Here is a 21,037-nt window from a genome sequence, read left to right on the forward strand (position 1 = left end):
TTGGGTTAGATGGTGTTGCCACACCCAATTGACCTTATTTCCAGGAGGATTCATGGTACTTCGCGACCATTTGCAAGCCGTAGTTGAGCAAAAGCATCTGCTCACCCATCCCTTCTATCTCGCTTGGACAGAAGGTAAACTCACCCGTAATCATCTGAAGCATTACGCGATTCAGTATTTTCAAAACGTGCTGGCATTTCCTACCTACGTCAGCGCTGTTCACTTTAATACTCCTCACATCGGCACCTCGATCGCCCTTCGCCAGGAGATTCTAGAAAATCTAATCGAAGAAGAACGCGGCAGCCAAAATCACCCCGAATTATGGCGGAGGTTTGCTTTGGCACTCGGTGCAACTGATGCAGAATTGGCAAATACTGAACCATTGCCCACGACCAAAAATGTGGTAGACACCTTCCGCCATCTGTGTCTTACCTCGCCGTTTTATGTAGGTTTGGCAGCACTTTATGCATACGAGTCGCAAATTCCAGCCGTAGCGACGACCAAAATCGACGGGTTAAAACGGTTCTATGGCATGACCGACGCGAATGACTATCGCTTCTTCACAGTTCACCAAGCGGCGGATGAAGCCCATGCTGCTGCCGAACTAAAAATGATTGAAGACTATGCAGATACTCCCGAAAAACAAGCGGAAGTGCTAAAAGTTGCGGCTGAAGCGGCTAATGCTCTATGGCAGTTTTTAGATGGAGTGTATGACGCTTATTGCAATGATTTGAAGCTAGAGACTGCCTGCGTATAAGTCAAAAACTAGGCTTGGGGGCTAGCATTGGCGTTGCTGATTGCAAGTATGATTCTTGACTGTAGGGGTAGATCTTGTGCCTACCCTGACGGAGATGAAGGGCAACCACAAGGGATTGCCCCTACAAATTTCATCCCTAGATTCAGCAATGCCTAGCCCCTATTTTTTAAGTTGTTCAAAAAGCTCCCGTTGGCTGGATCTAAGGGCAGATTCAATTAGCATTTCGCAGGTAACGCGATCGGCGATGGTATTTCTTGAATAAAAATCGAGTGGCGATGAAAGCTGATTGGTGTTGGAGAAGTAAGGTACAGCCTGAAGTTTGGTCACATCCACTTGACTAAAATCACAGGTGTAGGCTCCGGCAAACCGGGCTTGATTGTCAAACACTCGAATGTTGTACCCATAGCTACGGGCGATCGCGCTAAACCGGTTAATAAATTCATAGCGCTGCAAATAATCCAACAAACTCCATAGCTGGCGATTAACGACCAAATCTACCCGACCTGGATCGTTAACATAGCCAGGATACGCAATCCAGTTTTCCAAAAGCTTATTGCCAAACTGGGGATTAGCGGCAACCTGTGCCTGAGTCCACCAAAGGCTTGGAAGCGTGAGTCGCGTGAGTGAAATTGTTTGAGCCGTCACTACGCCAGCGGGGACTTGCCCCGGTTTGAGCAATTTGACATCTAGCGGAGTTATATCGGGTAGCAATGGCATAGACGTTGAGGGCGATCGCAGTAACTGAGGTGCATCCACCGCGATCGCCCTTTGCCCAATCATAAGCGCGATCGCCCCTAACCCTAAGCAGACTGAATTCATCCCAATTCGTTTCACAAGCCAGTATTTCAAAAAGCTGCCAATTCGCTACTGCAAGCTTACCGCATGGATCGATTGTCTTGCCAGTCAGAATTTATAGATGACTAGCAAAGCTGTCTTTACCTTGTTAGCGCCTGCTAAAACCGAAGAACAGGGTAGTGAACCAGCCATACTAGATTAAGACTGATTAAGAGGCACCTCTTTTATGACAGATACTATTTTTTTGGCAGGCGCAAGTCGCGGCGTTGGACGAGAAATTGCCAAGTGCTTAAGAAAGCAGCAACTTAAAGTGAAGGCAATGGTCAGGTCTGAAAGTGCCCGCGATCAGCTAGAAGCGTTGGGAATTGAAGGGGGCATTGGCGATGCCCTCAACGTGGCAGAGATAGAACAGGCGATGGATGGCGATGCGATCTCTGCTGTCATTAGCACCATTGGCGGCAAACCAACCGATGGAGAACGGGCAGACTTTAAAGGCAACAGGAATTTGATTGATGCTGCTGTAAAAGTGGGAGCCAAAAAGTTTTTACTGATCACCTCCATTGGCAGCGGCAATAGTTCTCCAGCATTACCGCTGCAAGCCTTAGAAACCTTAAGTGCAGTGCTGGCGGAAAAAGAGCAAGCCGAAAATCATCTGATTGCCAGTGGGTTACCCTACACTATTATTCGACCGGGTGGGTTGAAATCTGATCCTCCTGCGACGGGGCAAGGTATTTTGACCGAAAATCCTTTAGTGGCGGGTGTAATTCATCGGGCAGATGTGGCGGCTCTAGTCTGTCAATGCCTTCTGTCCGATCGGGCGACTAACAAGATTTTATCGGCAGTTGACCGCAACGCTATTTACGGAACGCCAATATTTGAAGAGTTTCAGTTGGACTAGGGACATCTCGATGAAAAGATTGGCTCGAATGCAATGAATTTGATGTTTTTTTTGATGAGATCGTCTTGGAAGATGGTGGCGATCGCAATTGTGACTGGGTTCTTGAGTGGGGGCAGTAGTGCAGCGCTGATTGCCCTGATCAGCCAAGCCATGAGCCAAGAAGTCACTGGCTCGTTGGATACTCTGGCGATCGCCTTCGCTGGATTAGCCTTCATTGCCCTAACCTCCAGCATTATTTCCCAGGTCATGCTGATTCGGCTAGCGCAACAAGCCGTGTTTCAACTGCGGCTGAGCCTCTGCCGCCAGATTTTAGCCACTGAACTAGCCCAGTTGGAAAAATTGGGAAATGCTCGATTGCTGGCAACCCTAACTGATGATGTCCAATCCGTTTCCGATGCGGTGCGGCTGATCCCCTTTTTATGTATCGATCTGGCGATCGTGGCTGGCGGACTCGCTTATATCATCTGGCTCTCTTGGCAAGTGTTTCTGTTAGTCTGCCTATTAACCATCGTTGCCATGGGAAGTTGTCAGTGGTTGCTCAAGCGTGGACGAACCTGGCTAGAACGAGCGCGAGACGAACAAGATTTTTTGTTTAAACACTTTCGCACCATCACCGATGGCACTAAAGAACTCAAACTTCACTACCGCAGGCGACAGGCATTTCTTCAGGACGATTTGCAGCAATCTGCCGCTGCCTTTCGGCGCAATAGTGTTAAAGGGTTGACCCTATTTGCGATGACCTCTAGCTGGGGCAAGCTGATCTTTTTCTTTGCGATCGGCTTTGTGCTGTTTGCGCTCCCCAAGCTCATGACCATTAGCCCCCAAACTTTAGCGGGTTACGTGCTGATCTTTACCTATCTAATGCTGCCCATGGATGGATTGATCAACTCCCTACCTGTGATTAGTCGGGCTGGAATTGCCCTGAAAAAAATTGAAGCACTCGACATCTCTCTAGCAGGCTGGGCAGAAGCCACTTCCACCCCCGATCGCATCCATCAGGAATGGAAAGAACTTCAGTTGCAAGGCGTAACCCACGCATATCAAACTGAGCAAGAAGATAGCAATTTTGGCGTAGGTCCAATTGATCTAACCCTCTATCCAGGGGAATTAGTGTTTATTGTGGGTGGCAATGGTAGCGGCAAATCCACTCTGGCGAAGCTGTTGCTAGGGCTATATGTACCTCAATCAGGCGAAATTCGCTTTGATGGACAGCAAATTAACGATCAGAATCGTGAATGGTATCGCCAACATTTTGCAGTGGTGTTTGCCGATTTCTTTTTGTTCGATCGCCTATTAGGACTCGATCGCTCCGACCTAGATACCGCAGCCCACGATTATCTGCGGCGTTTAAAGTTGGATCATAAAGTCAGTGTTAAAAACGGCAACCTTTCCACTACCGCCCTTTCCCAAGGACAGCGCAAGCGTTTAACCCTCCTGACTGCATACCTGGAGCAGCGCCCCATCTTCCTGTTTGACGAATGGGCTGCCGATCAAGATCCTGTGTTCAAAGAGGTGTTCTATACCGAAATTCTGCCCCAACTGCGAGAACAAGGCAAAACGATCCTCTGCATCAGCCACGACGACCATTATTTTCATCTCGCCGATCGCATCATCAAGCTCGACTATGGGCAAATTGAATACGACAAACCCTTAAAGTCACGTTCTTAAGATGGAGCCTGATAAAAATAGTGCTGCTTATATCCTGATAAAGTCATGCAAAACTTTATGAAGTCTCTACTTTATGAAGTCCCTATATTCTCTTGCAATAATTTTCCCGGATACTTTACTTTGGATCAGGAAACTAATAAAGGTTTATTCTAAACTGGGTGACCTATTTGTTTTGTACTCTGCTTTTAGCCATTAGGAGGCTCTCCTTTGTTTCCTGAGCAACCCGCTCCATCCCCGCCCGTTGTGCAAGTTCAGCCCCAGCCAGGTGATGTTGCCTCTCCTCTCCTCGCTCCTAAGGCTTCAACTTTGCCAAATTTGGCTCCCCCAGAATCACTGCCATCGCGATCTCCGTCTCAAGTGCAACCCCCCGCTGCACCCGCTACTCAGGCTCCATCCAAGCCGACTCCTGAGCCAACTGCACCAGCCACCAAGTCTGATCCTGTGAATTCTACGGTGTCTCTTGAGGCAGCAAAAGCCCAGCGACGGCAGGAAATAGAGCAGGCACTATTACAGATCACGAGTCGGGCACGCGCCCAACAGCAAGCTCAGCAAACCCAAGAAGCTGCACAAGAATCAGCAAAGTATGGGGAATCGGGTGACTATGAGAAAGCTCGTCAAGCGATTAATAATCCGCCACTTTCTGCTCAGGTTCGGGCAACTTTGCTGCGAAAACTGGGTGCAAAACAGATGGCAAAAACTGGAAAGTTACCTACAAGCGCGATCGCCAAAACCATAAAAACTAGTCAACCTTCTGGTTTAGCCCCATCGCCGCATCGCGCTTCTTTATCAGGCACATCCGCAGGATATACGCCGCCGCCCTCTGGCTACTCCACCCAAGCGCTAATGCCTTCTAGCCAACTTGCACTCCAGTTGCCAATTGGTCAACTGCTCGGCAAAACAGGCTTAAATTTAATTCTGCCGCTGACCATTCCTGCCGAGATTACCTCCGCTTTTGGTTGGCGAACCCATCCCATTACAGGGGATGCTCGATTTCATCGCGGCATCGATCTGGGCGCAGCCTATGGCAGCCCAGTTGTTGCTGCAAAAAGTGGTCAGATTTATCTGGCTGATATGTATGGGGGCTATGGGCTAACGGTCATTGTGCAACACAACGCAATGCAGCAAACGCTTTACGCCCATATGTCGCAGTTGTTTGTGAAACCGGGAGAGTGGGTGCGACAGGGGCAATTAATTGGTCAGGTGGGCAGCACGGGTTCATCCACCGGTCCTCATTTGCACTTTGAGTTTTTGCAGCAAACGGCTCAAGGCTGGAACGCGATTGATCCAGCAGCCGTATTTATGCAGGCGATCTCCACGGCTCAGAGCCAGAATACCCAACGGATGGCAATCGGCTTAGGCAATCAGATAAACCTATCTGCTTCTGGCATAGTAGACATTTCAGCGACACCGCCAATGTTGGTACAACTTGACGAAAATTTGCTCTCTAGTGTGATTCAGCCGACTTCTTTCAATGCCATGGGGCTATTGCTGCCGTTTACCTTGCTGCCCCAAGTTGCTGTCCCAGAATTCGGCTGGTTATCTCCCTTCGTGAATGACTTTCTCGCGGTTCAGTTTGATCCACTCTTGCAACTTCCTGCGGTGTCGGCACCGTCTCAGTCTGTCAGGTTTCAAGCGATCGCTGCTTTAGCAAACTTGCCGAAAACTACCCCAATTCCATCAGCGACGGCATTTGAGACAGGAGCCATGCAGATAGCCACTACAAAACCGCTGGCAAATTTAACGATCGCCACGACAATGCCAGGAATCGTCGATCTAGAAGCTTTGCGGCAACCGCGCCCCAAACAGCTATCCACAACGCCAACTGGATCTCTTCGGGCTACTGCGCTTGGTGGTGCAGCCAAAACCCATTCTGCCCTAACCCCGTTGAAGCTATCGGATAATCGCGTTAAAATCTTGCCGCCTAAACTGCCGCTTTCTATAGAAAATCGATGAAGTTTGAACTATCGCCTCTGTAAAAATACGGGAAGATCGCAATCATTCAGTAAAGATTATATAAAGTTTAGTTGAATAGGCTTAAATGCTAAAGATTTAAATGCTAAAAGTTTGCCAGATTTGATGAATTTCTAGCAATAGCTTTTATTCTCCTGGCAAAGCTTTTAGGTTTATTATGCGGACACAAAATTTTGTCTCTCAGGTTTACGGGGTGGCGATCGCGACCTCATTGCCCATCGCCTTAGTTGCTCTTTCTCCCGTGGTAGCCGAAGCAATTGGGTTTACCAATTTGTATGTGTTTGGCGATAGTCTCTCTGATACAGGGAACTTATATCGAGCAACAGGCAACCTGATTCCGCCGCCACCCTACTTTAATGGACGATTGTCTAACGGTCCTTTGTGGGTTGAATATTTGGCTCCCAAGCTAAATCTGACCTACACTCCACAAACTAACTTTGCGTTTGCCGGAGCCACTACCGGAACTTTAAACACGACCCTACCCGGCGGCGTTCCCGGTTTGCAACAGGAAGTGAACCTATTCACAACATTGAATCCGGTTGCTGATCCGACCGCTTTATACATCGTTTGGTCAGGCGCAAACGATTATCTTGGCGGCAAGCAGCAGAACCCAGCCATTCCAGTCAGCAATTTATCCACGGCAATCCAATCGTTGGCAGGCGTAGGTGCGAAAAATATTGTGGTGGCGAATCTGCCAGACTTGGGTAAATTGCCGGGAACGATCGCCAATCCTCAAGCCTCTGCGGGTCTAACTGCCCTTAGCGGAGCGCACAATTCCTTCTTAGCGCAAACTCTCAGTCTGTTGAGTCCATCCTTAAGCCCTAGCGGGGTGAATTTAATTCCGCTAGACGTTAATGCTTTATTCAACGATGCTTTAACCAATCCAGCTAAGTATGGGTTTACCAACACGACTGAAAGCTGTATTTCCCCGCCACCATTACTCAATCCTGGTGTGGTTCCTACGGTCTGTTCTAATCCTAGGGAATATGTATTTTGGGATGATATTCACCCCACCACAGCGACTCATGCATTTATTGGCGAGCTTGCCTTTGAAACCGTCAGCAATTCTCAGGCAATACCAGAACCCTCAGCCGTGGCAGGCTTGTTTATTGCAGGTGCTTTTGTGAGCTTGAAAGCGTTGCAGCAACGTCAGCGTCAGAAAGCGGTGAAGATTGAACTATAGAAGCGATTGGGCGATCGCTGAGCGATAACAGTGAGTTGAACCATTGAATACATTGCAGTTTTTGCCATTACAGTTTATATAGGTCGCTAGGGTTAAGCTTTCGTTTTGGCTCTCATCGGTGCTGTATTCTAAGTATTTACAGCTTGTGCCCTGAGAGCTTTTTATTGCTGATCCGTTCAACTACCTTCCTATCTATGAAGCTATCAATTTTTCATACACCTGAACTGGTTCCGACTAAAACGGATGCGGATTGCGCGATCGCGGTTGATGTATTACGCGCCACTAGCACCATGGTTACTGCTTTAGGCGCAGGCGCAGAAGCTGTTCAAGTGTTCAGCGATCTGGATAAGCTTTTGGAAACGAGCGATCGCTGGGCACCCGAAAAGCGAATTCGGGCAGGAGAACGAGGCGGCGCGATGGTGGAAGGCTTTGATTTTGGCAACTCTCCGCTTGCTTGCACTCCCGAACGAGTGGCAGGTCGTCGGTTGTTTATCAGTACGACGAATGGCACCCGCGCTTTGCAGCAAGTGGAATCTGCGCCGATAGTGTTGGCAGCCGCCCTAATTAATCGCCAAGCGATCGTCCAACATCTTTTAGATCATCAGCCAGAAACCGTGTGGATCGTAGCATCCGGTTGGGAAGGCAGTTTTTCACTGGAAGATACCGTTTGTGCCGGCGCGATCGCCCATAGCCTACAAGCCGCGCTCAATTGCTCCCTAGACAAACTGGCTGGCAATGACGAAGTGATTGGAGCCGTTAGCCTCTATCGTCAGTGGCAAGATTCGCTACTCGATCTGCTGCATCATGCCAGTCACGGGCAACGTCTGCTGCGTCTAGAATGCCACGACGATCTTAACTATTGCGCTCAAACTGATACTTCAACCGTGGTGCCGATTCAACGGGAACTCGGAGTATTGGTCAGTGAGAAATAGAAAAACAGCTAGCGATTGCCCAATTAACTGCTCAATTACAACTTTAAAACAAATGCCTTGATAGACTCATCCATCAAGGCATTGCAAATGACTAAACCTAAAGAAGTAGAAAACCTAGTAGGTTTCTACATGCCAGCGACCCTCTTTTTTCAGTTGACGCTGATACTCCTTCCATTCAATTCCATTTTTAGAAGCGACTGCTCCAAGAGCCTCATCAATACCATCTTCCATCCCCTTCAAGCCACACATATAAACATGGGTTTTGGCGCTTTTTAGCTTTTCCCAAATCTCCTCAGCGTGTTCTGCCACACGATGCTGAATATACATTCTGCCGCCTTCAGGATTTTTCTGCTCTCGGCTAATGGCATAAGTCAGGCGGAAATTCTCAGGATACTGCTCCTGCATCTCTTCAAGCTCTTGCTTGTAAAGCACATTCGGAGTAGTAGCCACCCCAAAAATTAACCAGGCAAGCCCTTTAAACTGATACTCAGGATTGAGAGAACGCTCACCCTTTTTAAACATGCGCCATAAATAAGCGCGGAAAGGCGCAATTCCGGTGCCTGTTGCCAACATGATGATATTAGTATCAGGCTCATCGGGCAGCAGCATTTCCTTTCCGGTCGGCCCAGTAATCTTAACCTCATCCCCCGGCTTCATGTTGCAAATGTGAGTGGAGCAAACTCCATACACCATTTCGTTCGTTTCAGGATGCTTATATTCAAGCTGACGAACACACAGAGAAACTGTCTTCCTATCAAGATCGTCGCCATGACGGGTTGATCCAATTGAATAGAGCCGCAGTTTCTCAGGTTTGCCATTTTTATCAGTACCAGGAGGAATAATCCCGATGCTTTGCCCTTCAAGATACTGGAGATCACCGCCAGAAATATCAAACTTAACGTGCTGACAGATGCCAATGCCGCCTTCTGAAACCAACGGCTCATTGGAAATACACTTACCAATAAAAGGAGCATTAGGACGATAAATGTTAACCGGAACGTCCTTTTTCGCAGCTTTCGCTTGAGTCATGGGCTTACTCTCACTTACAGATGTAGGATTGCTCTGTCCAGTTTGGATGCTTGCCTCCCCTTTTTTCTGTTCTAGAGTAACGTTTCCGTTACCTCCATTCAACCCATTAACAGGTTGGATGCTGATGATTTTGCCGCCCATACGGGTGACTCGCTGCATTACTTCATTCATTCGGCTGTAGGGAACAGTGATGAATGTATTGCCACTTTGACGAATTGCGTAGTTTGCTTTGTCAGATTCTTGATTCTGGCGCAGACCCGCTATTTCATATCGATACATGCGACTTCCAGATTGAGTATTTGACGCTGCGCCTACTGCGCTTGGATTTTGCATTTTGCCTGGATCTCCGATTCACCTAACCTATCATTGTGCTGCAACATGCCGTTTTTAACTAATGCTGGCGATCGCGCTCCGAAAAGTTTAGGGAAATGCCCCCGAACTTTGAGCGCTCCACCCTAAAAACATTTCAGTCAAAACCTGGATTATCAACCAATGAACTTTAATCTTAAAAACGTTCCCTTTTACCGTACCATGGGTCTTTTAAGAGTATTGCTGAATTCTAGATGAGTTTCAAAATTCGCCAGAATTCATTGAGCTACTCCTCTTATAAGAAAATTAAGACTTAGCAATAAATTTTCTAATAAGTAGTGTTGTGGGGGTGATCCCATTTTGGTAAGATAAACTTAACGGTAGTATTAAATACTTAATCGTCTTAATCGTCAAAAAGACTTGCCTAAAAGATTCGCATCTGGCTGGCTGTTAGATCTTCATAATGAGCGATCGCATTTTATTAGATAACAAGAATCGCTCTAGCTTGCAAATTTTGCATTAGACGAATCTTTAGTAGATAACCCTTTTGATTAGAGGAAACTATGACCAGTAAGCCAGACCGCGTGGTAATGATTGGCGTTGCCGGAGATTCAGGATGCGGAAAGTCTACTTTTCTGCGCCGATTGGCAGATCTGTTTGGGGAAGAGTTCATCACGGTGATCTGCTTAGACGATTACCACAGTCTGGATCGGGTGCAGCGCAAGCAGACTGGTATCACTGCTTTGAACCCCAAAGCCAACAACTTTGATTTGATGTATGAGCAAATTAGAGATCTGAAAAACGGCAAATCTATTAACAAGCCTATTTATAATCATGAAACGGGATGCCTTGATGCGCCCGAAGTGGTCGAACCTAACCATATCGTGGTGATTGAAGGGCTTCACCCTTTATATGACGAACGGGTGCGGGGTTTGTTAGATTTCAGTGTTTACTTGGACATCAGCGATGAGGTAAAAATTGCCTGGAAGATTCAGCGCGATATGTCTGAGAGAGGGCATACCTATGAGGATGTATTAGCAGCAATCAACTCGCGTCGTCCTGATTTCACTGCTTACATTGACCCTCAGAAAGAGTTTGCAGATGTAGTTATTCAGGTCTTGCCTACTCAGTTGATTAAAGATGATCAAGAGCGGAAAGTCCTTAGGGTGCAAATGATTCAGCGAGATGAAGTGGATGGATTTGAGCCATCTTATCTGTTTGATGAAGGATCTACGATTGATTGGATACCCTGTGGACGCAAGCTGACTTGTTCTTATCCCGGTATTCGGATGCACTATGGTCCTGATGCTTACTATGGACATAGCGTTTCGGTGTTGGAAGTCGATGGTCAGTTCGATCGCCTAGAAGAGGTGATCTACATTGAGCAGCACTTAAGTAACACTTCGGCTAAATACAATGGTGAGCTTACAGAGTTACTGTTAAAACACCGTGACTACCCCGGTTCTACTAATGGAACTGGCTTATTTCAAGTGTTGACCGGTTTGAAGATGCGGGCAACCTATGAGCGTCTGACTGCGGGTCAAGCGAAGATCGCGGCTCAAGTTTAGGAAGAGGGACGGATGCAGAGAAGAGTCAATAAAAGCTTTCTTCTGCATCCCTGATCTACTTCTGAAGGTGAAGCAAGCGACCCATTAGTAAATTCAATCGTTCTCAGAAGAAATTCTGGTTGATGTGTGAGTCAGCTGATCCCCCAATTTCCGATACTATTTTCTTAAGACTTTTAGATGAATTTTAGAGTTGAACACGTTTTAGTAACTTGTTTGGTGTTGACTGCTCATTAGGAATTACTGGTTATGGCTATTGACAATACGGCTGGAGCAAATGATGGTGGAACGAAAGCAACGACTCAGAAGGCGCGTTCTTCTCGTTCTCCAAAAGCTGTAACAACTGACTCAACCGAAACTAATGAGCAGGCAATTGAGACGGATCCCCTTAAAGTAACTGGTGAAGATGTTATGAGTGCTGATGATATGGTCAAGTTGCAAACTCCTTCCGCTCAAGATAAGGCAAGCAGTCAATCGGCGATCGCGCTCCACCAACATGCTCACGTTGCTGCGGATGGTCCTCTCATGTCTAGTGAGTTTGAGATTACTGAAACAATCTCTTCTGCTGGCATTCGCCCCATTGCCGCGAGTCATCTAGATTTGGCAGGCTCTTTCATGAACGGTCGCCCCATTGCCACGAGCAGCCTAACCGTATATGACATGCTTCCAGGCGATCGCCCAGTGTTTAATAGTGAAATCAAAATGGTAGAAGGGCTGATGCTCATGAACCGCCCCGTCATGGCAAGCAGTCCCGATTTGATGCAAGGCTCTCTGCTGCCGGGTGGTCGCCCCATTGCTTCCAACCAAAACGTCGATCCTGAACCCGAAACCCTAATGGGCTATCTCGACTAGGCTTTACAACTCAATCATTTCAATCAAAAGGGGGATGTTGTTCAGACAATATCCCCCTTTTGATTAACTAGGTATACTTCTGTCAACTACGCCCTTTGGAGATAAAACGATGAAACCCTCTGCCACGCATGACTTTGAAGTCCGCGCTGTCCTTGAAGAGTGGGCTGCTACGAGGCAAAACCAAAAGATGACATCCTGAAGAACAATCACAGATAACTTTCACAATGAGGAGGAAAGCATGAACAAATCAAATGAATCTAAAGCAACTCCTTTTGCTCAGACATTCTTTCATGGAACAAAGGCGGATCTAAAAATTGGAGACTTAATCGAAGTTGGTTTTAATTCAAATTTTGGACAAAGAAAAAGATCTAAATATATTTTCTTGACAGCAACTTTGGATGCCGCTATTTGGGGTGCTGAGCTTTCCTTTGGCGAAGGGAGTGAAAGAATTTATTTAGTAGAACCAACAGGAGCCATTGAAGACGATCCTGATTTGACTGACAGAAAATTCCAAGGTAATCCAACAAAATCTTACCGTTCATTCCATCCATTTAAGGTTGTCGGTGAGGTTACAGTTTGGCAAGGACATTCATCAGAGCAAGTCAAAACAATGAAAGATGGATTAGCTCAGCTTAAAGAACAAGGAATTGATTCATTAAATGACTAACAAAGGGTTGCAGCACTCCTCCGGCGCTTGATGCCTACGCTTGATAGTCTGTAAATCGCCCTTTTATGGTTTTGCTCCACAAAAATTCCCCACAAAATTTTGTCTTACAAACCGTGGCTGAACCAAACGTTATGCTGCTTCAAAAGACCCGGCAAACCAAAAATGGGGGCATCCACAAGAATTACCCCCATTAAATAATTGCCTTATTAAACAAAGACAGCATTCGCTCAGCTAAGCATCATCTAAGGCTGCGATTCCAGGTAATTCCTTCCCTTCTAGCAGTTCTAAACTGGCTCCACCGCCTGTAGAAATGTGACTCATTTGATCGGCTAATCCGGCTTTTTCAACGGCTGCAACTGAATCGCCGCCGCCAATAATGGTGGTAGTTCCGGTTTTAGTTAAACCTGCCAATGTGTGCGCGATCGCGTCTGTTCCCACAGCAAACTTAGCAAACTCAAACACCCCCATCGGACCATTCCAAATCACCGTTTTCACATCTCCCAAAGCCGCTTGGAACACCTTCACCGAATCGGGACCAATATCCAACCCCATCCAGCCATCGGGAATGCTTTCCACGCTCACAGTTTGAGACTCTGCATCGGGTGCAAACTTATCAGCAATCACTACATCGGTAGGCAGCAAGAGTTCTACTCCCTTTTCCTTTGCTTTGGCTTCTAGCGTTCTGGCTAATTCCAAAAACTCTTCTTCAACTAAAGATTTACCCACGCTTAAGCCGCGAGCTTTATAGAAGGTGAAAATCATACCGCCGCCGATAAATAGCTTATCGACCTTATCCAGCAGCGCCTCAATCACTGTAATTTTGCTAGAAACTTTGGAGCCACCAATAATTGCCGCTAAGGGGCGAACCGGAGCATCCACTGCCGCTTGCAAATACTTCAGTTCTTTTTCAATTAAGAACCCAGCCACCGACGGCTTCAAGTAATGAGTTACGCCTTCAGTCGAAGCATGGGCACGGTGAGCCGTCCCAAACGCATCGTTGACGTATAAATCCGCGATCGCCGCAAGCTGTTTAGCAAATTCGGGTGTATTTTTCTCTTCTTCAGGATGGAAGCGAACGTTTTCTAATAGCAACACATCGCCATTATTCATTGCTGCCACTTTTGCCGCCACATCATCGCCAATGCAATCATCGGTTTTGACGACGGGTTTACCCAACACTTCAGACAGGCGATCGCCCACAGGAGTCAGTCGAAATTTGTCAGTGACACGCGCCGTAAAATCATCACCTTTAGGACGACCAAAATGGCTAGCTAGAATGACCTTTGCACCGTTTGAGGTGAGATATTGAATCGTCGGCAGAGCCGCACGAATGCGGGTGTCATCTGTAATTTTGCCGTGATCATCAACCGGCACGTTAAAGTCTACCCGAACTAAAACGCGCTTGCCAGATAAATCAGCGGACGATAAGTTTGCTAAAGTCTTTTTGGACACCGAACCAACCTCCTGAATGAGTCTTCTGCTCAACCCATATTTTTTCATGATTTGGGACACTCAGCGGAGGAAGTAAGGGATTAGAGTTTAAAGGGCGGATGTCAGGGCAGGGATTGGAGATCAGGAATTAGAGATTGGGTGTCAGGAATTGGGCATCCTACTCGCTACTTGCATCGATCTTTATAACTTTTACCTTTCTACTTTTTTGGAGATCACAGAAATGTTTAAGACCGTACTTTTTCCGATTGATCAGAGTCGTGAATCTCGGCAAGCAGCCGAAACTGTGGCAAACGTTGTGAATTTTCACAAAAGCCGCTTGATTATTTTGTCGGTTGTGGAGGAAATAGAGGAAGGGGCTTCAGAAGTAATGTCTTCGCCAGAAGCGATCGCGGAACTGCTAGAAAGCGCAAAAACCATGTTCTCTCAGCAAGGCATTCAATCGGAACTGCTGGAACGGCAAGGAAAACCTGCTTTTACCATTTGCGATGTAGCGGATGAAATTGAAGCGGATCTAATTGTCATGGGCTGTCGTGGTATTGGACTCACGGAAGAAGGTGCAGCAGACAGCGTTACCAATCGAGTCATCAACCTGTCTCCTTGCCCTGTGCTGATTGTGCCCTGATTCAGGTTTCAGGAGCAAAATTCTTCAAGCTCTGTTTTACTCATAGAGATATGGCATCTAATATCCCTAGCCCAGCCAAGATAAATAGAGAAGTACTTTTATCTTGTTGATGCACTCGAAGCGATCGCGGTTGCGGGTTATTCAATGTAAGCGTCAATTTGACAGCGATCGCCTGATTTTCGCTGATAGCAACACGAGAAAGGTAAAGACAACGACCGTCCGTTATTCCTTATCTCTCAAGGATATTTGTGTCCTAACTTATTCATCCATTGCTATATCTCGAATCTGAACCGTCTAAAATAGTCAGATATCACCCACATCAAGGGCACTGCATGACGGCTACTCTGCTCAAGTCTTCGACCTCACCACTCAACGCACCCAGGATTCATCGCTTAGCCAACGGGCTGACTATTATTGCCGAACAGATGCCTACGGAAGCCGTTAGCCTAAATATTTGGCTGAATGTTGGCTCTACCATGGAATCTGATGATATCAATGGCATGGCACACTTTTTAGAACACATGATATTTAAGGGCACGGCAAAGTTAGAAAGTGGCGAGTTTGAGCGGCTGATCGAGCAGCGGGGAGCCGTAACCAATGCTGCCACCAGCCAAGATTACACGCATTACTACATCACAACGGCTCCAAAAGACTTTGCGGCATTGGCACCCCTGCAAGTGGATGTGGTGATGAATGCGACGATTCCTGATGCGGGGTTTGAGCGAGAGCGACAAGTGGTTTTAGAAGAGATTCGGCGATCGCAGGATAATCCTCGTCGCCGTACCTTTCACCATGCCACAGAACTGACCTTCGATCGCCTGCCCTACCGCCGCCATGTGCTAGGACCTGCCGAAGTCGTGGAAAACTTGACCGCCCAGCAAATGCGCGACTTTCACACAAATTGGTATCAGCCCCAATCCATCACGGCTTGCGTCGTGGGGAACCTGCCCGTTGAAGACCTGATCCAAATTGTGGAAGATAGCTTTCAGCAAGCCGCAACGAAGCCAGTAAATCTTGATTTTCCGACTCCTCAATCTTTAGTTCCCGAAACTCCATTTACCGAAATCGTTCGCTGGGAAGTTACCGATGATAGCTTGCAGCAAGCCCGCTTAATAATGATTTGGCGAGTTCCTGGATTGAACGATCTTCCAGAAACCTACGCATTAGATGTGTTGGCATCGGTGCTAAGCCGGGGGCGCACCTCGCGGCTTGTGCGGGAGTTACGTGAAGAACGCGGTCTAGTCTCTAATATCTCAGCCAGCAATATGAGCTATCTGCACCAAGGCGCGTTTTATATCTCAGCGCAGTTGCCGACCGAAAATTTGGCAGTGGTGGAAGCGGCGATCGCCCAGCATCTCCAAACGCTCCAAACAGACTTGATTACGGAATTTGAAATTGCCAAAATTCGGACTCGCACCACCAATAACTTTGTGTTTGGCAATGAAACGCCCAGCGATCGCTCTGGGCTGTATGGCTATTACCATACGCTGCTACGAGATCTAGAACCTGCGATTCACTATCCCGACTACATTCAGGCGATCGACGCTGAAGCTGTGCGCGTTGCCGTTCAGCGCTATCTCTCGCCCAACGCCTATGGAATTGTGACGATTCGACCTGGCGCGGAGTGAGAGATAGCGCAAAAAGGTTATCCTGCCCTTTAATTATTTGTTAGCCTACTGAGGCTTTAGGCGGAGAAGCCTTTTGAGATCATCTGTTGGGATTCAAGTTTTAGGAGATGATGTAGTGTTTCTAGTTCAAGATTCAAGCCTGTCTCGTGAAGAGCGCATCAAGCAATTTTTGGCTGAAGATCCTTCATTGTCAGCCCTTCTTGCAGTTATTCACTTTGAATGGACTGTTCGACGTGCGATTATTGCACTCGGTATTTCTCCAAATGTGGTAGTACGAACGAAGCTGAAAAGCTGTCATGGACTCAATAGGTATAAGGATGTTTGGAGAGACGAAGTTTTCACAAAGGTTCAGTTACGTCTTCCTGAAGTGGTGAAGAACTGGGATGGACTGGCTAGAGCCTTTCGACTGCGCCATCGATTGGTTCATGGAGCGACTTCTTGCGGCACGGAGTATGCTACTGAGCGTGTGCATTGGGCGATCGATGCAACGAATGATGTTAGAACTATCTGCATTGCTAATGGCATCAACTTAGATGTACGCTTGCCGATTCGGCGATGCACCTAATTTTAAGGACAACAGTTATTATCGATGTAAAGTATCCGTCAACGAGGAACGTGGAAATGAGTATCCGCTTAGACTTGCCATTGGATCTGGAGAATGAATTGTCCACTGAAGCTTTACGGCTAAACCTGCCTCTATCTGAGTATATCCTCCGGATTTTATCAGTCAGAACAGTTCTGAGCAATTCACCTCAAACTGGTGCAGATCTTGTTGCTTATTGGCAAGCTGAAGGGGTCATTAACTCACGACCGGATATTATCGATAGCCAAGTTCATGCTAGACATCTGCGCCAAGAGGCTGAAGCACGAACGCGGGCATAGGAAATCTTGATGTATTTGTTAGATACTGATGTTTTAATTGATATTCAACGAGGATATACACCTGCAATAGACTGGTTTTCCAGTCTTGCAGAGATACCCAGTGTTCCTGGCTTCGTTGTCATGGAGTTGGTTCAAGGCTCTCAGAATGTGCAGCAAGTTCGTAAAACGCTGCAACTAGTTGCACCATTACCTCTGATATGGGCAATTGAAGCCGATTGTGCCCGCGCCCTGTCAGATTTTACAACCTATCATTTGTCAAACAGTCTCGGACTACTGGATGCTTTAATTGCTGCATGTGCTGTGGGGCGCGGTCTAACACTATGTACATTTAATGTTAAACATTACCGAGTCGTCCCCAACCTTTTGACCGCTCAGCCTTACGCACGTTGATCGAAACTTAACAAATCGTTGCGGCGATGGAATAAAGATGAAGTTGCTTAGGATGCCGACGTTGTTCACTGCCGCTGAACTCAATTGATATTTTTTATTCACTAAGATGCAATCACTTGAATTGCTGTTACCCTAGCAACAAAATCAGTTTAAGGACTTTTTCGGATGACAATCCAGTTTATGATTCCTTCTAGAATCATCTTAGCGGTATGGGCGATGACTCCTCTGTTGACAATGCCCGCGATCGCTCAACAGGCAAACCCTACGCCCAAGATCATTACGACTGCTGCCTATCAGTGTGATGACGCAAAAGGCTTCTCGGCAAAGTTTTTTGATAATCAAACAGTTCAGGCAACCTTTGGCAGCAAAGTCATCGTGATACCTCAAGTGGAATCTGCTTCTGGCGCACAATACAGTAATGGCAGCGTGACTATTTTGACGAAGGGAGATGAAGCAACGGTAGAGGTGGGCGGTACGCCACAATTTACAAACTGTGTTGCGGTTGCTGGACTGATTCGAGGCCTGTGGTAATTATTTTTTGAGCCGTTTTATGTGGGATGAGATCGCCACACACATTAGCCAGAGACTTGATCAACCCTTTCACCTAGAAAATCGGCGATCGGTGAGTGGAGGGTGCATCAATTCTGGCTATGCAATTTCTGGCAGTCAGCAAACCTACTTTGTCAAGGTAAATCAGGCAGCGCAACTTGCCATGTTTGAGGCTGAGGCAGTAGGACTCGATGAAATCCTGACCAGCCAAACCATTCGAGTCCCTAAGCCCATTTGCTGGGGAACGGCAGCGGGTTCTGCCTATCTAGTTTTGGAATGGCTGGAATTGGGGCATTCCAGCAAATCGGGTTGGGAAGCCATGGGTCATCAGTTGGCGGCACTGCATCAAACGACTAGCCGCAAAGGGTTTGGTTGGCAAATCAACAATACGATTGGCTCAACCGTTCAAATCAATGATTGGACAATGAACTGGACGGAATTTTGGACGGAACACCGACTAGGCTATCAGTTTCGGTTGGCGGCTCAGCGGGGCGGCGTTTTTCCAGATCAAACCCGTTTACTCAATGCAGTTCGTCAATTGTTGGCGGGACATAATCCACAGCCTGCTTTGGTGCATGGCGACTTGTGGTCGGGCAATGCCGCAGTGACTCAAACGGGTGAACCCGTGATTTTTGATCCAGCAACTTACTACGGCGATCGCGAAGTGGATCTTGCCATGACTGAATTGTTTGGCGGCTTCCCGGCTGACTTCTATCGCGGCTACACCGCAGCATTTCCGCTAGATTCTGGCTACTCCCAGCGCAAAACCCTCTACAACCTGTATCACATCCTCAATCACTTCAACCTGTTCGGCGGTAGCTATGCTGCTCGAGCAAATCGAATGATTGAGCAAATTCTAAGTTTTAGTTAAGAAAAATCATTTAGATTTCTATTTCCTTGTCTCTAACTTGCAGCTTTAAATGCTCACAAATCAAGTTAATCACTTTCACATAAGCATCTGCCGCTGCCCGAATGAAGTTGCCGCTACAAGCACTACTTTCAAAGTTCAAATCGCCACACTCTACACCCACCACAATTTCTACTGGAGAATCGGCACCCGTTAGCGTGGAGGGTCTGCTCCAAAACCGGACTAGCTGGCGAATGGGCATGTCGTACCATTCATCTACTACTTGGTCGATCGCTCGTTGAATCGCCTCAAACGGGGTTGTCCCTCCGACGGTCACGGCTCGTTGATCAGCACAGCCTCGCAACAGAATCGTCACTTCACTCTCATCGCCAACGGTCATTTGTAGGCTTTCTAACTGGAAAATTTGAGATCGCGGCAACTGCATTGTTAGCGGATCATTTCCAAGATTATCCAAATTCAATAAAAAAGCACCCACCGAAAATACGCCAATATACTGCTCTATTTCATTGCCCGTATCGGGACAGATCGTCGGCAGGGCAATATAAAAATAGCCATCTACCTGCGCTCGGTAAGCATCTACTATCGATCGCGCAAATTGTTGCGGCTCTTGAGTTACAATCACGCTCACATTTTGATCACTCGCCGTTGCTAACCGCAAAGCATCATAGAAATTGCCAATTTGTAATTCTCCTGACAGTTCCCAAATCGATTTTCCAAACGGAGCAACTTTCACTTGATTGAATAATCCCCAATAAGCATCCCAGCAAGTTTCATCCACTCCTACCTCTCTGCCAAATACTTCCCAAGAAGTCTGGGCAAGATTCCAATCAAGGGCAGTTATGTACCACTGAACCGGGCGCGATGCGAGACGCTGCAATAGATTTGTATAGTATTCGCAGCGGGGGTCATGTCTTGCTAAAACATTTTGGAAAACATTGGCAGTCAATAGAGCAGTGCATATCGTCGGGAGCTTGCTTGGAAGCATATTTCTTACCTATAGATGCGATCGAGTTGAGGCATATACTCACCACACACCAGGGGCACAGGACAGTTACTCAGCGGGAGCAGAAGGGGGCTTTTCTGCACCACACTCGTCTAGTTCTCTACTTTTGCCGTTCACGCTCCTTTTCTGCACAGACTGCCACTTGAGTCGCTTGGATTTCTTCTACTAAACTTTCTAGTTTGGGAATGTTGGCACAACTGGTGATCACTTCTTTCATCAAAACTTCTAAATCAGCCATTCTCTGTTTAATCTCACTGTCGCTCTCACGGGTGGCGACAGGTTGAGAAAACATATAAGCCAGAGCAGGAGGGGGGACTGAGGCGACACTGCTCAGATTAATTTGCTGTAACTGTCTTAGTTCTCGAATCTCGTCTTCAAGGGCTGCAACTCGATCATCGGTGCTAGTTCGCAATCCTTGACGCAGCAGCCTACAAACTAGTTCGGTGACTGCAATTCCATCTACTCCTGCCCGTTCCCTTAGCTCTTGCATTAAGTCTTCAGGCAGCCGAAAACTTACTAATTTTCTATCCATGTCGGCTTTATTTTTCTTACTGCACTGCATTTAGTTGAGATTCCTCTCACACGCCTATCAATCGTATATCAATCTAGGCAAACTAAATAGTTCAAGATATACAATTTCATATAGTCTTTTTACAGTTAGAAAGGATTTGCAAGAGGTTCAATAGTGTTTTAGGATTACGCGATCGCAGATGCCAAATAGTTTTATGGCACAACCCATCGACCTAATCACGCAATCATTCAAAACAAGCTGTGGCTACAAAAGTTTTCGCTTGCACCACAAAATAACTGTTTTTTGTATCTACATATACTTTCAATTAAAATCTTTTGTATATACAATCGACATACAAAAAACAGCTTTTGTTGAGAACCTACTTTGAGCCACCGTGAGGAGTTCTACCTCAATTATCATTCATCTTAAAAACCTAGTAGTCTGTCAAGAAAGAATTGATGGATAGAGACGCTTGAGTTTGATGCGGGCATCTTGAGTCGTAAATT

At 46.8% G+C, this 21,037-nt stretch carries 21 protein-coding genes; 16 read left to right on the top strand and 5 right to left on the bottom strand.

Translation table 11 applies throughout. The annotated features are described in order from the left end of the window. Positions 1-52 precede the first annotated feature (52 nt). Positions 53-757: a CADD family putative folate metabolism protein gene (locus AB3R30_RS21255; RefSeq protein WP_458651209.1), complete on the top strand. Its 705-nt coding sequence runs from the start codon at positions 53-55 to the stop codon at positions 755-757. A gap of 159 nt (positions 758-916) precedes the next feature. On the opposite strand, the gene AB3R30_RS21260 is transcribed toward AB3R30_RS21255, so the two are convergent. After that, the gene (locus tag AB3R30_RS21260) at positions 917-1,606 is read right to left on the bottom strand and encodes a hypothetical protein (protein WP_458651210.1); all 690 of its coding nucleotides are present in this window, start codon (positions 1,604-1,606) and stop codon (positions 917-919) included. A 172-nt stretch (positions 1,607-1,778) separates the two neighbouring features. On the opposite strand from AB3R30_RS21260, the gene AB3R30_RS21265 reads away from it, so the two are divergent. The 5 genes from AB3R30_RS21265 (at position 1,779) to AB3R30_RS21285 (ending at position 8,204) form a co-directional block, all read left to right on the top strand. Beyond that, positions 1,779-2,450, top strand: a complete 672-nt coding sequence (locus tag AB3R30_RS21265; protein ID WP_458651211.1) for an SDR family oxidoreductase — start codon at positions 1,779-1,781, stop codon at positions 2,448-2,450. A 33-nt stretch (positions 2,451-2,483) separates the two neighbouring features. Beyond that, a complete protein-coding gene (locus tag AB3R30_RS21270) occupies positions 2,484-4,118 on the top strand; it encodes a cyclic peptide export ABC transporter (protein ID WP_458651212.1) in 1,635 nt (544 codons plus the stop codon). Positions 4,119-4,325: 207 nt separating this feature from the next. Further along, entirely contained in the window at positions 4,326-6,071 is a 1,746-nt protein-coding gene (locus tag AB3R30_RS21275) for a M23 family metallopeptidase (protein WP_458651213.1), read from the top strand. A gap of 175 nt (positions 6,072-6,246) precedes the next feature. Next, entirely contained in the window at positions 6,247-7,272 is a 1,026-nt protein-coding gene (locus AB3R30_RS21280) for an SGNH/GDSL hydrolase family protein (protein ID WP_458651214.1), read from the top strand. Between the two features lie 194 nt (positions 7,273-7,466). Continuing rightward, complete coding sequence (locus AB3R30_RS21285; RefSeq protein WP_458651215.1) at positions 7,467-8,204, top strand: 2-phosphosulfolactate phosphatase family protein; 738 nt, start codon at positions 7,467-7,469, stop codon at positions 8,202-8,204. Positions 8,205-8,318: 114 nt separating this feature from the next. On the opposite strand, the gene petH is transcribed toward AB3R30_RS21285, so the two are convergent. After that, on the bottom strand, positions 8,319-9,566 hold the full coding sequence (gene petH, locus AB3R30_RS21290; protein ID WP_458651216.1) for a ferredoxin--NADP reductase: 1,248 nt from the start codon (positions 9,564-9,566) through the stop codon (positions 8,319-8,321). A 539-nt stretch (positions 9,567-10,105) separates the two neighbouring features. On the opposite strand from petH, the gene AB3R30_RS21295 reads away from it, so the two are divergent. The 3 genes from AB3R30_RS21295 to arr all read left to right on the top strand — a co-directional run bounded on the left by AB3R30_RS21295 (position 10,106) and on the right by arr (position 12,626). Then, complete coding sequence (locus AB3R30_RS21295) at positions 10,106-11,110, top strand: phosphoribulokinase (protein ID WP_458651217.1); 1,005 nt, start codon at positions 10,106-10,108, stop codon at positions 11,108-11,110. Positions 11,111-11,356: 246 nt separating this feature from the next. After that, positions 11,357-11,959 (top strand): hypothetical protein, encoded by a 603-nt coding sequence (locus AB3R30_RS21300; protein WP_458651218.1) that lies wholly within the window; start codon positions 11,357-11,359, stop codon positions 11,957-11,959. 238 nt (positions 11,960-12,197) lie between these two features. Then, positions 12,198-12,626, top strand: a complete 429-nt coding sequence (gene arr / locus AB3R30_RS21305) for an NAD(+)--rifampin ADP-ribosyltransferase (RefSeq protein ID WP_458651219.1) — start codon at positions 12,198-12,200, stop codon at positions 12,624-12,626. Positions 12,627-12,857: 231 nt separating this feature from the next. Here the strand turns inward: arr and AB3R30_RS21310 are convergent, their stop codons facing one another. Beyond that, positions 12,858-14,078 (bottom strand): phosphoglycerate kinase, encoded by a 1,221-nt coding sequence (locus AB3R30_RS21310; RefSeq protein WP_458651220.1) that lies wholly within the window; start codon positions 14,076-14,078, stop codon positions 12,858-12,860. A 220-nt stretch (positions 14,079-14,298) separates the two neighbouring features. Here AB3R30_RS21310 and AB3R30_RS21315 point away from each other — a divergent pair, with 220 nt between their 5' ends. The 7 genes from AB3R30_RS21315 to AB3R30_RS21345 all read left to right on the top strand — a co-directional run bounded on the left by AB3R30_RS21315 (position 14,299) and on the right by AB3R30_RS21345 (position 19,020). After that, positions 14,299-14,700, top strand: coding sequence for a universal stress protein (locus AB3R30_RS21315; RefSeq protein ID WP_458651221.1), 402 nt, complete (start codon positions 14,299-14,301; stop codon positions 14,698-14,700). 332 nt (positions 14,701-15,032) lie between these two features. After that, positions 15,033-16,328, top strand: coding sequence for a M16 family metallopeptidase (locus AB3R30_RS21320; RefSeq protein ID WP_458651222.1), 1,296 nt, complete (start codon positions 15,033-15,035; stop codon positions 16,326-16,328). A gap of 73 nt (positions 16,329-16,401) precedes the next feature. Continuing rightward, positions 16,402-16,893 (top strand): hypothetical protein, encoded by a 492-nt coding sequence (locus tag AB3R30_RS21325; protein ID WP_458651223.1) that lies wholly within the window; start codon positions 16,402-16,404, stop codon positions 16,891-16,893. 56 nt (positions 16,894-16,949) lie between these two features. Next, positions 16,950-17,210: a hypothetical protein gene (locus AB3R30_RS21330; RefSeq protein WP_458651224.1), complete on the top strand. Its 261-nt coding sequence runs from the start codon at positions 16,950-16,952 to the stop codon at positions 17,208-17,210. Positions 17,211-17,219: 9 nt separating this feature from the next. After that, positions 17,220-17,600, top strand: a complete 381-nt coding sequence (locus AB3R30_RS21335; RefSeq protein ID WP_458651229.1) for a PIN domain-containing protein — start codon at positions 17,220-17,222, stop codon at positions 17,598-17,600. Between the two features lie 165 nt (positions 17,601-17,765). Next, positions 17,766-18,131, top strand: coding sequence for an MliC family protein (locus tag AB3R30_RS21340; RefSeq protein WP_458651225.1), 366 nt, complete (start codon positions 17,766-17,768; stop codon positions 18,129-18,131). 7 nt (positions 18,132-18,138) lie between these two features. After that, complete coding sequence (locus tag AB3R30_RS21345; RefSeq protein WP_458651226.1) at positions 18,139-19,020, top strand: fructosamine kinase family protein; 882 nt, start codon at positions 18,139-18,141, stop codon at positions 19,018-19,020. Positions 19,021-19,030: 10 nt separating this feature from the next. On the opposite strand, the gene AB3R30_RS21350 is transcribed toward AB3R30_RS21345, so the two are convergent. Together AB3R30_RS21350 and AB3R30_RS21355 are read right to left on the bottom strand one after the other, a co-directional pair. Then, positions 19,031-20,002 carry a type II toxin-antitoxin system VapC family toxin gene (locus tag AB3R30_RS21350; RefSeq protein ID WP_458651227.1) on the bottom strand — a complete coding sequence of 324 codons (972 nt, stop codon included), beginning with the start codon at positions 20,000-20,002 and terminating at the stop codon, positions 19,031-19,033. A 118-nt stretch (positions 20,003-20,120) separates the two neighbouring features. After that, a complete protein-coding gene (locus AB3R30_RS21355) occupies positions 20,121-20,552 on the bottom strand; it encodes a hypothetical protein (RefSeq protein ID WP_458651228.1) in 432 nt (143 codons plus the stop codon). Between the last annotated feature and the right edge of the window lie 485 nt (positions 20,553-21,037).

The sequence above is a fragment of the Sivoneniella epilithica UHCC 1019 genome, assembly GCF_040830845.1.
GTDB lineage: Bacteria > Cyanobacteriota > Cyanobacteriia > Leptolyngbyales > Leptolyngbyaceae > ULC077BIN1.

Bases quoted from the DNA above. Each gene is read 5' to 3' on its own strand.
- AB3R30_RS21350 (WP_458651227.1), bottom strand. From the start codon at position 20,002: ATGCTTCCAAGCAAGCTCCCGACGATATGCACTGCTCTATTGACTGCC.
- AB3R30_RS21330 (WP_458651224.1), top strand. From the start codon at position 16,950: ATGAGTATCCGCTTAGACTTGCCATTGGATCTGGAGAATGAATTGTCC.
- petH (WP_458651216.1), bottom strand. From the start codon at position 9,566: ATGCAAAATCCAAGCGCAGTAGGCGCAGCGTCAAATACTCAATCTGGA.
- AB3R30_RS21285 (WP_458651215.1), top strand. From the start codon at position 7,467: ATGAAGCTATCAATTTTTCATACACCTGAACTGGTTCCGACTAAAACG.
- arr (WP_458651219.1), top strand. From the start codon at position 12,198: ATGAACAAATCAAATGAATCTAAAGCAACTCCTTTTGCTCAGACATTC.
- AB3R30_RS21355 (WP_458651228.1), bottom strand. From the start codon at position 20,552: ATGGATAGAAAATTAGTAAGTTTTCGGCTGCCTGAAGACTTAATGCAA.
- AB3R30_RS21280 (WP_458651214.1), top strand. From the start codon at position 6,247: ATGCGGACACAAAATTTTGTCTCTCAGGTTTACGGGGTGGCGATCGCG.
- AB3R30_RS21265 (WP_458651211.1), top strand. From the start codon at position 1,779: ATGACAGATACTATTTTTTTGGCAGGCGCAAGTCGCGGCGTTGGACGA.
- AB3R30_RS21320 (WP_458651222.1), top strand. From the start codon at position 15,033: ATGACGGCTACTCTGCTCAAGTCTTCGACCTCACCACTCAACGCACCC.
- AB3R30_RS21255 (WP_458651209.1), top strand. From the start codon at position 53: ATGGTACTTCGCGACCATTTGCAAGCCGTAGTTGAGCAAAAGCATCTG.
- AB3R30_RS21315 (WP_458651221.1), top strand. From the start codon at position 14,299: ATGTTTAAGACCGTACTTTTTCCGATTGATCAGAGTCGTGAATCTCGG.
- AB3R30_RS21335 (WP_458651229.1), top strand. From the start codon at position 17,220: ATGTATTTGTTAGATACTGATGTTTTAATTGATATTCAACGAGGATAT.
- AB3R30_RS21300 (WP_458651218.1), top strand. From the start codon at position 11,357: ATGGCTATTGACAATACGGCTGGAGCAAATGATGGTGGAACGAAAGCA.
- AB3R30_RS21340 (WP_458651225.1), top strand. From the start codon at position 17,766: ATGACAATCCAGTTTATGATTCCTTCTAGAATCATCTTAGCGGTATGG.
- AB3R30_RS21270 (WP_458651212.1), top strand. From the start codon at position 2,484: ATGAATTTGATGTTTTTTTTGATGAGATCGTCTTGGAAGATGGTGGCG.
- AB3R30_RS21295 (WP_458651217.1), top strand. From the start codon at position 10,106: ATGACCAGTAAGCCAGACCGCGTGGTAATGATTGGCGTTGCCGGAGAT.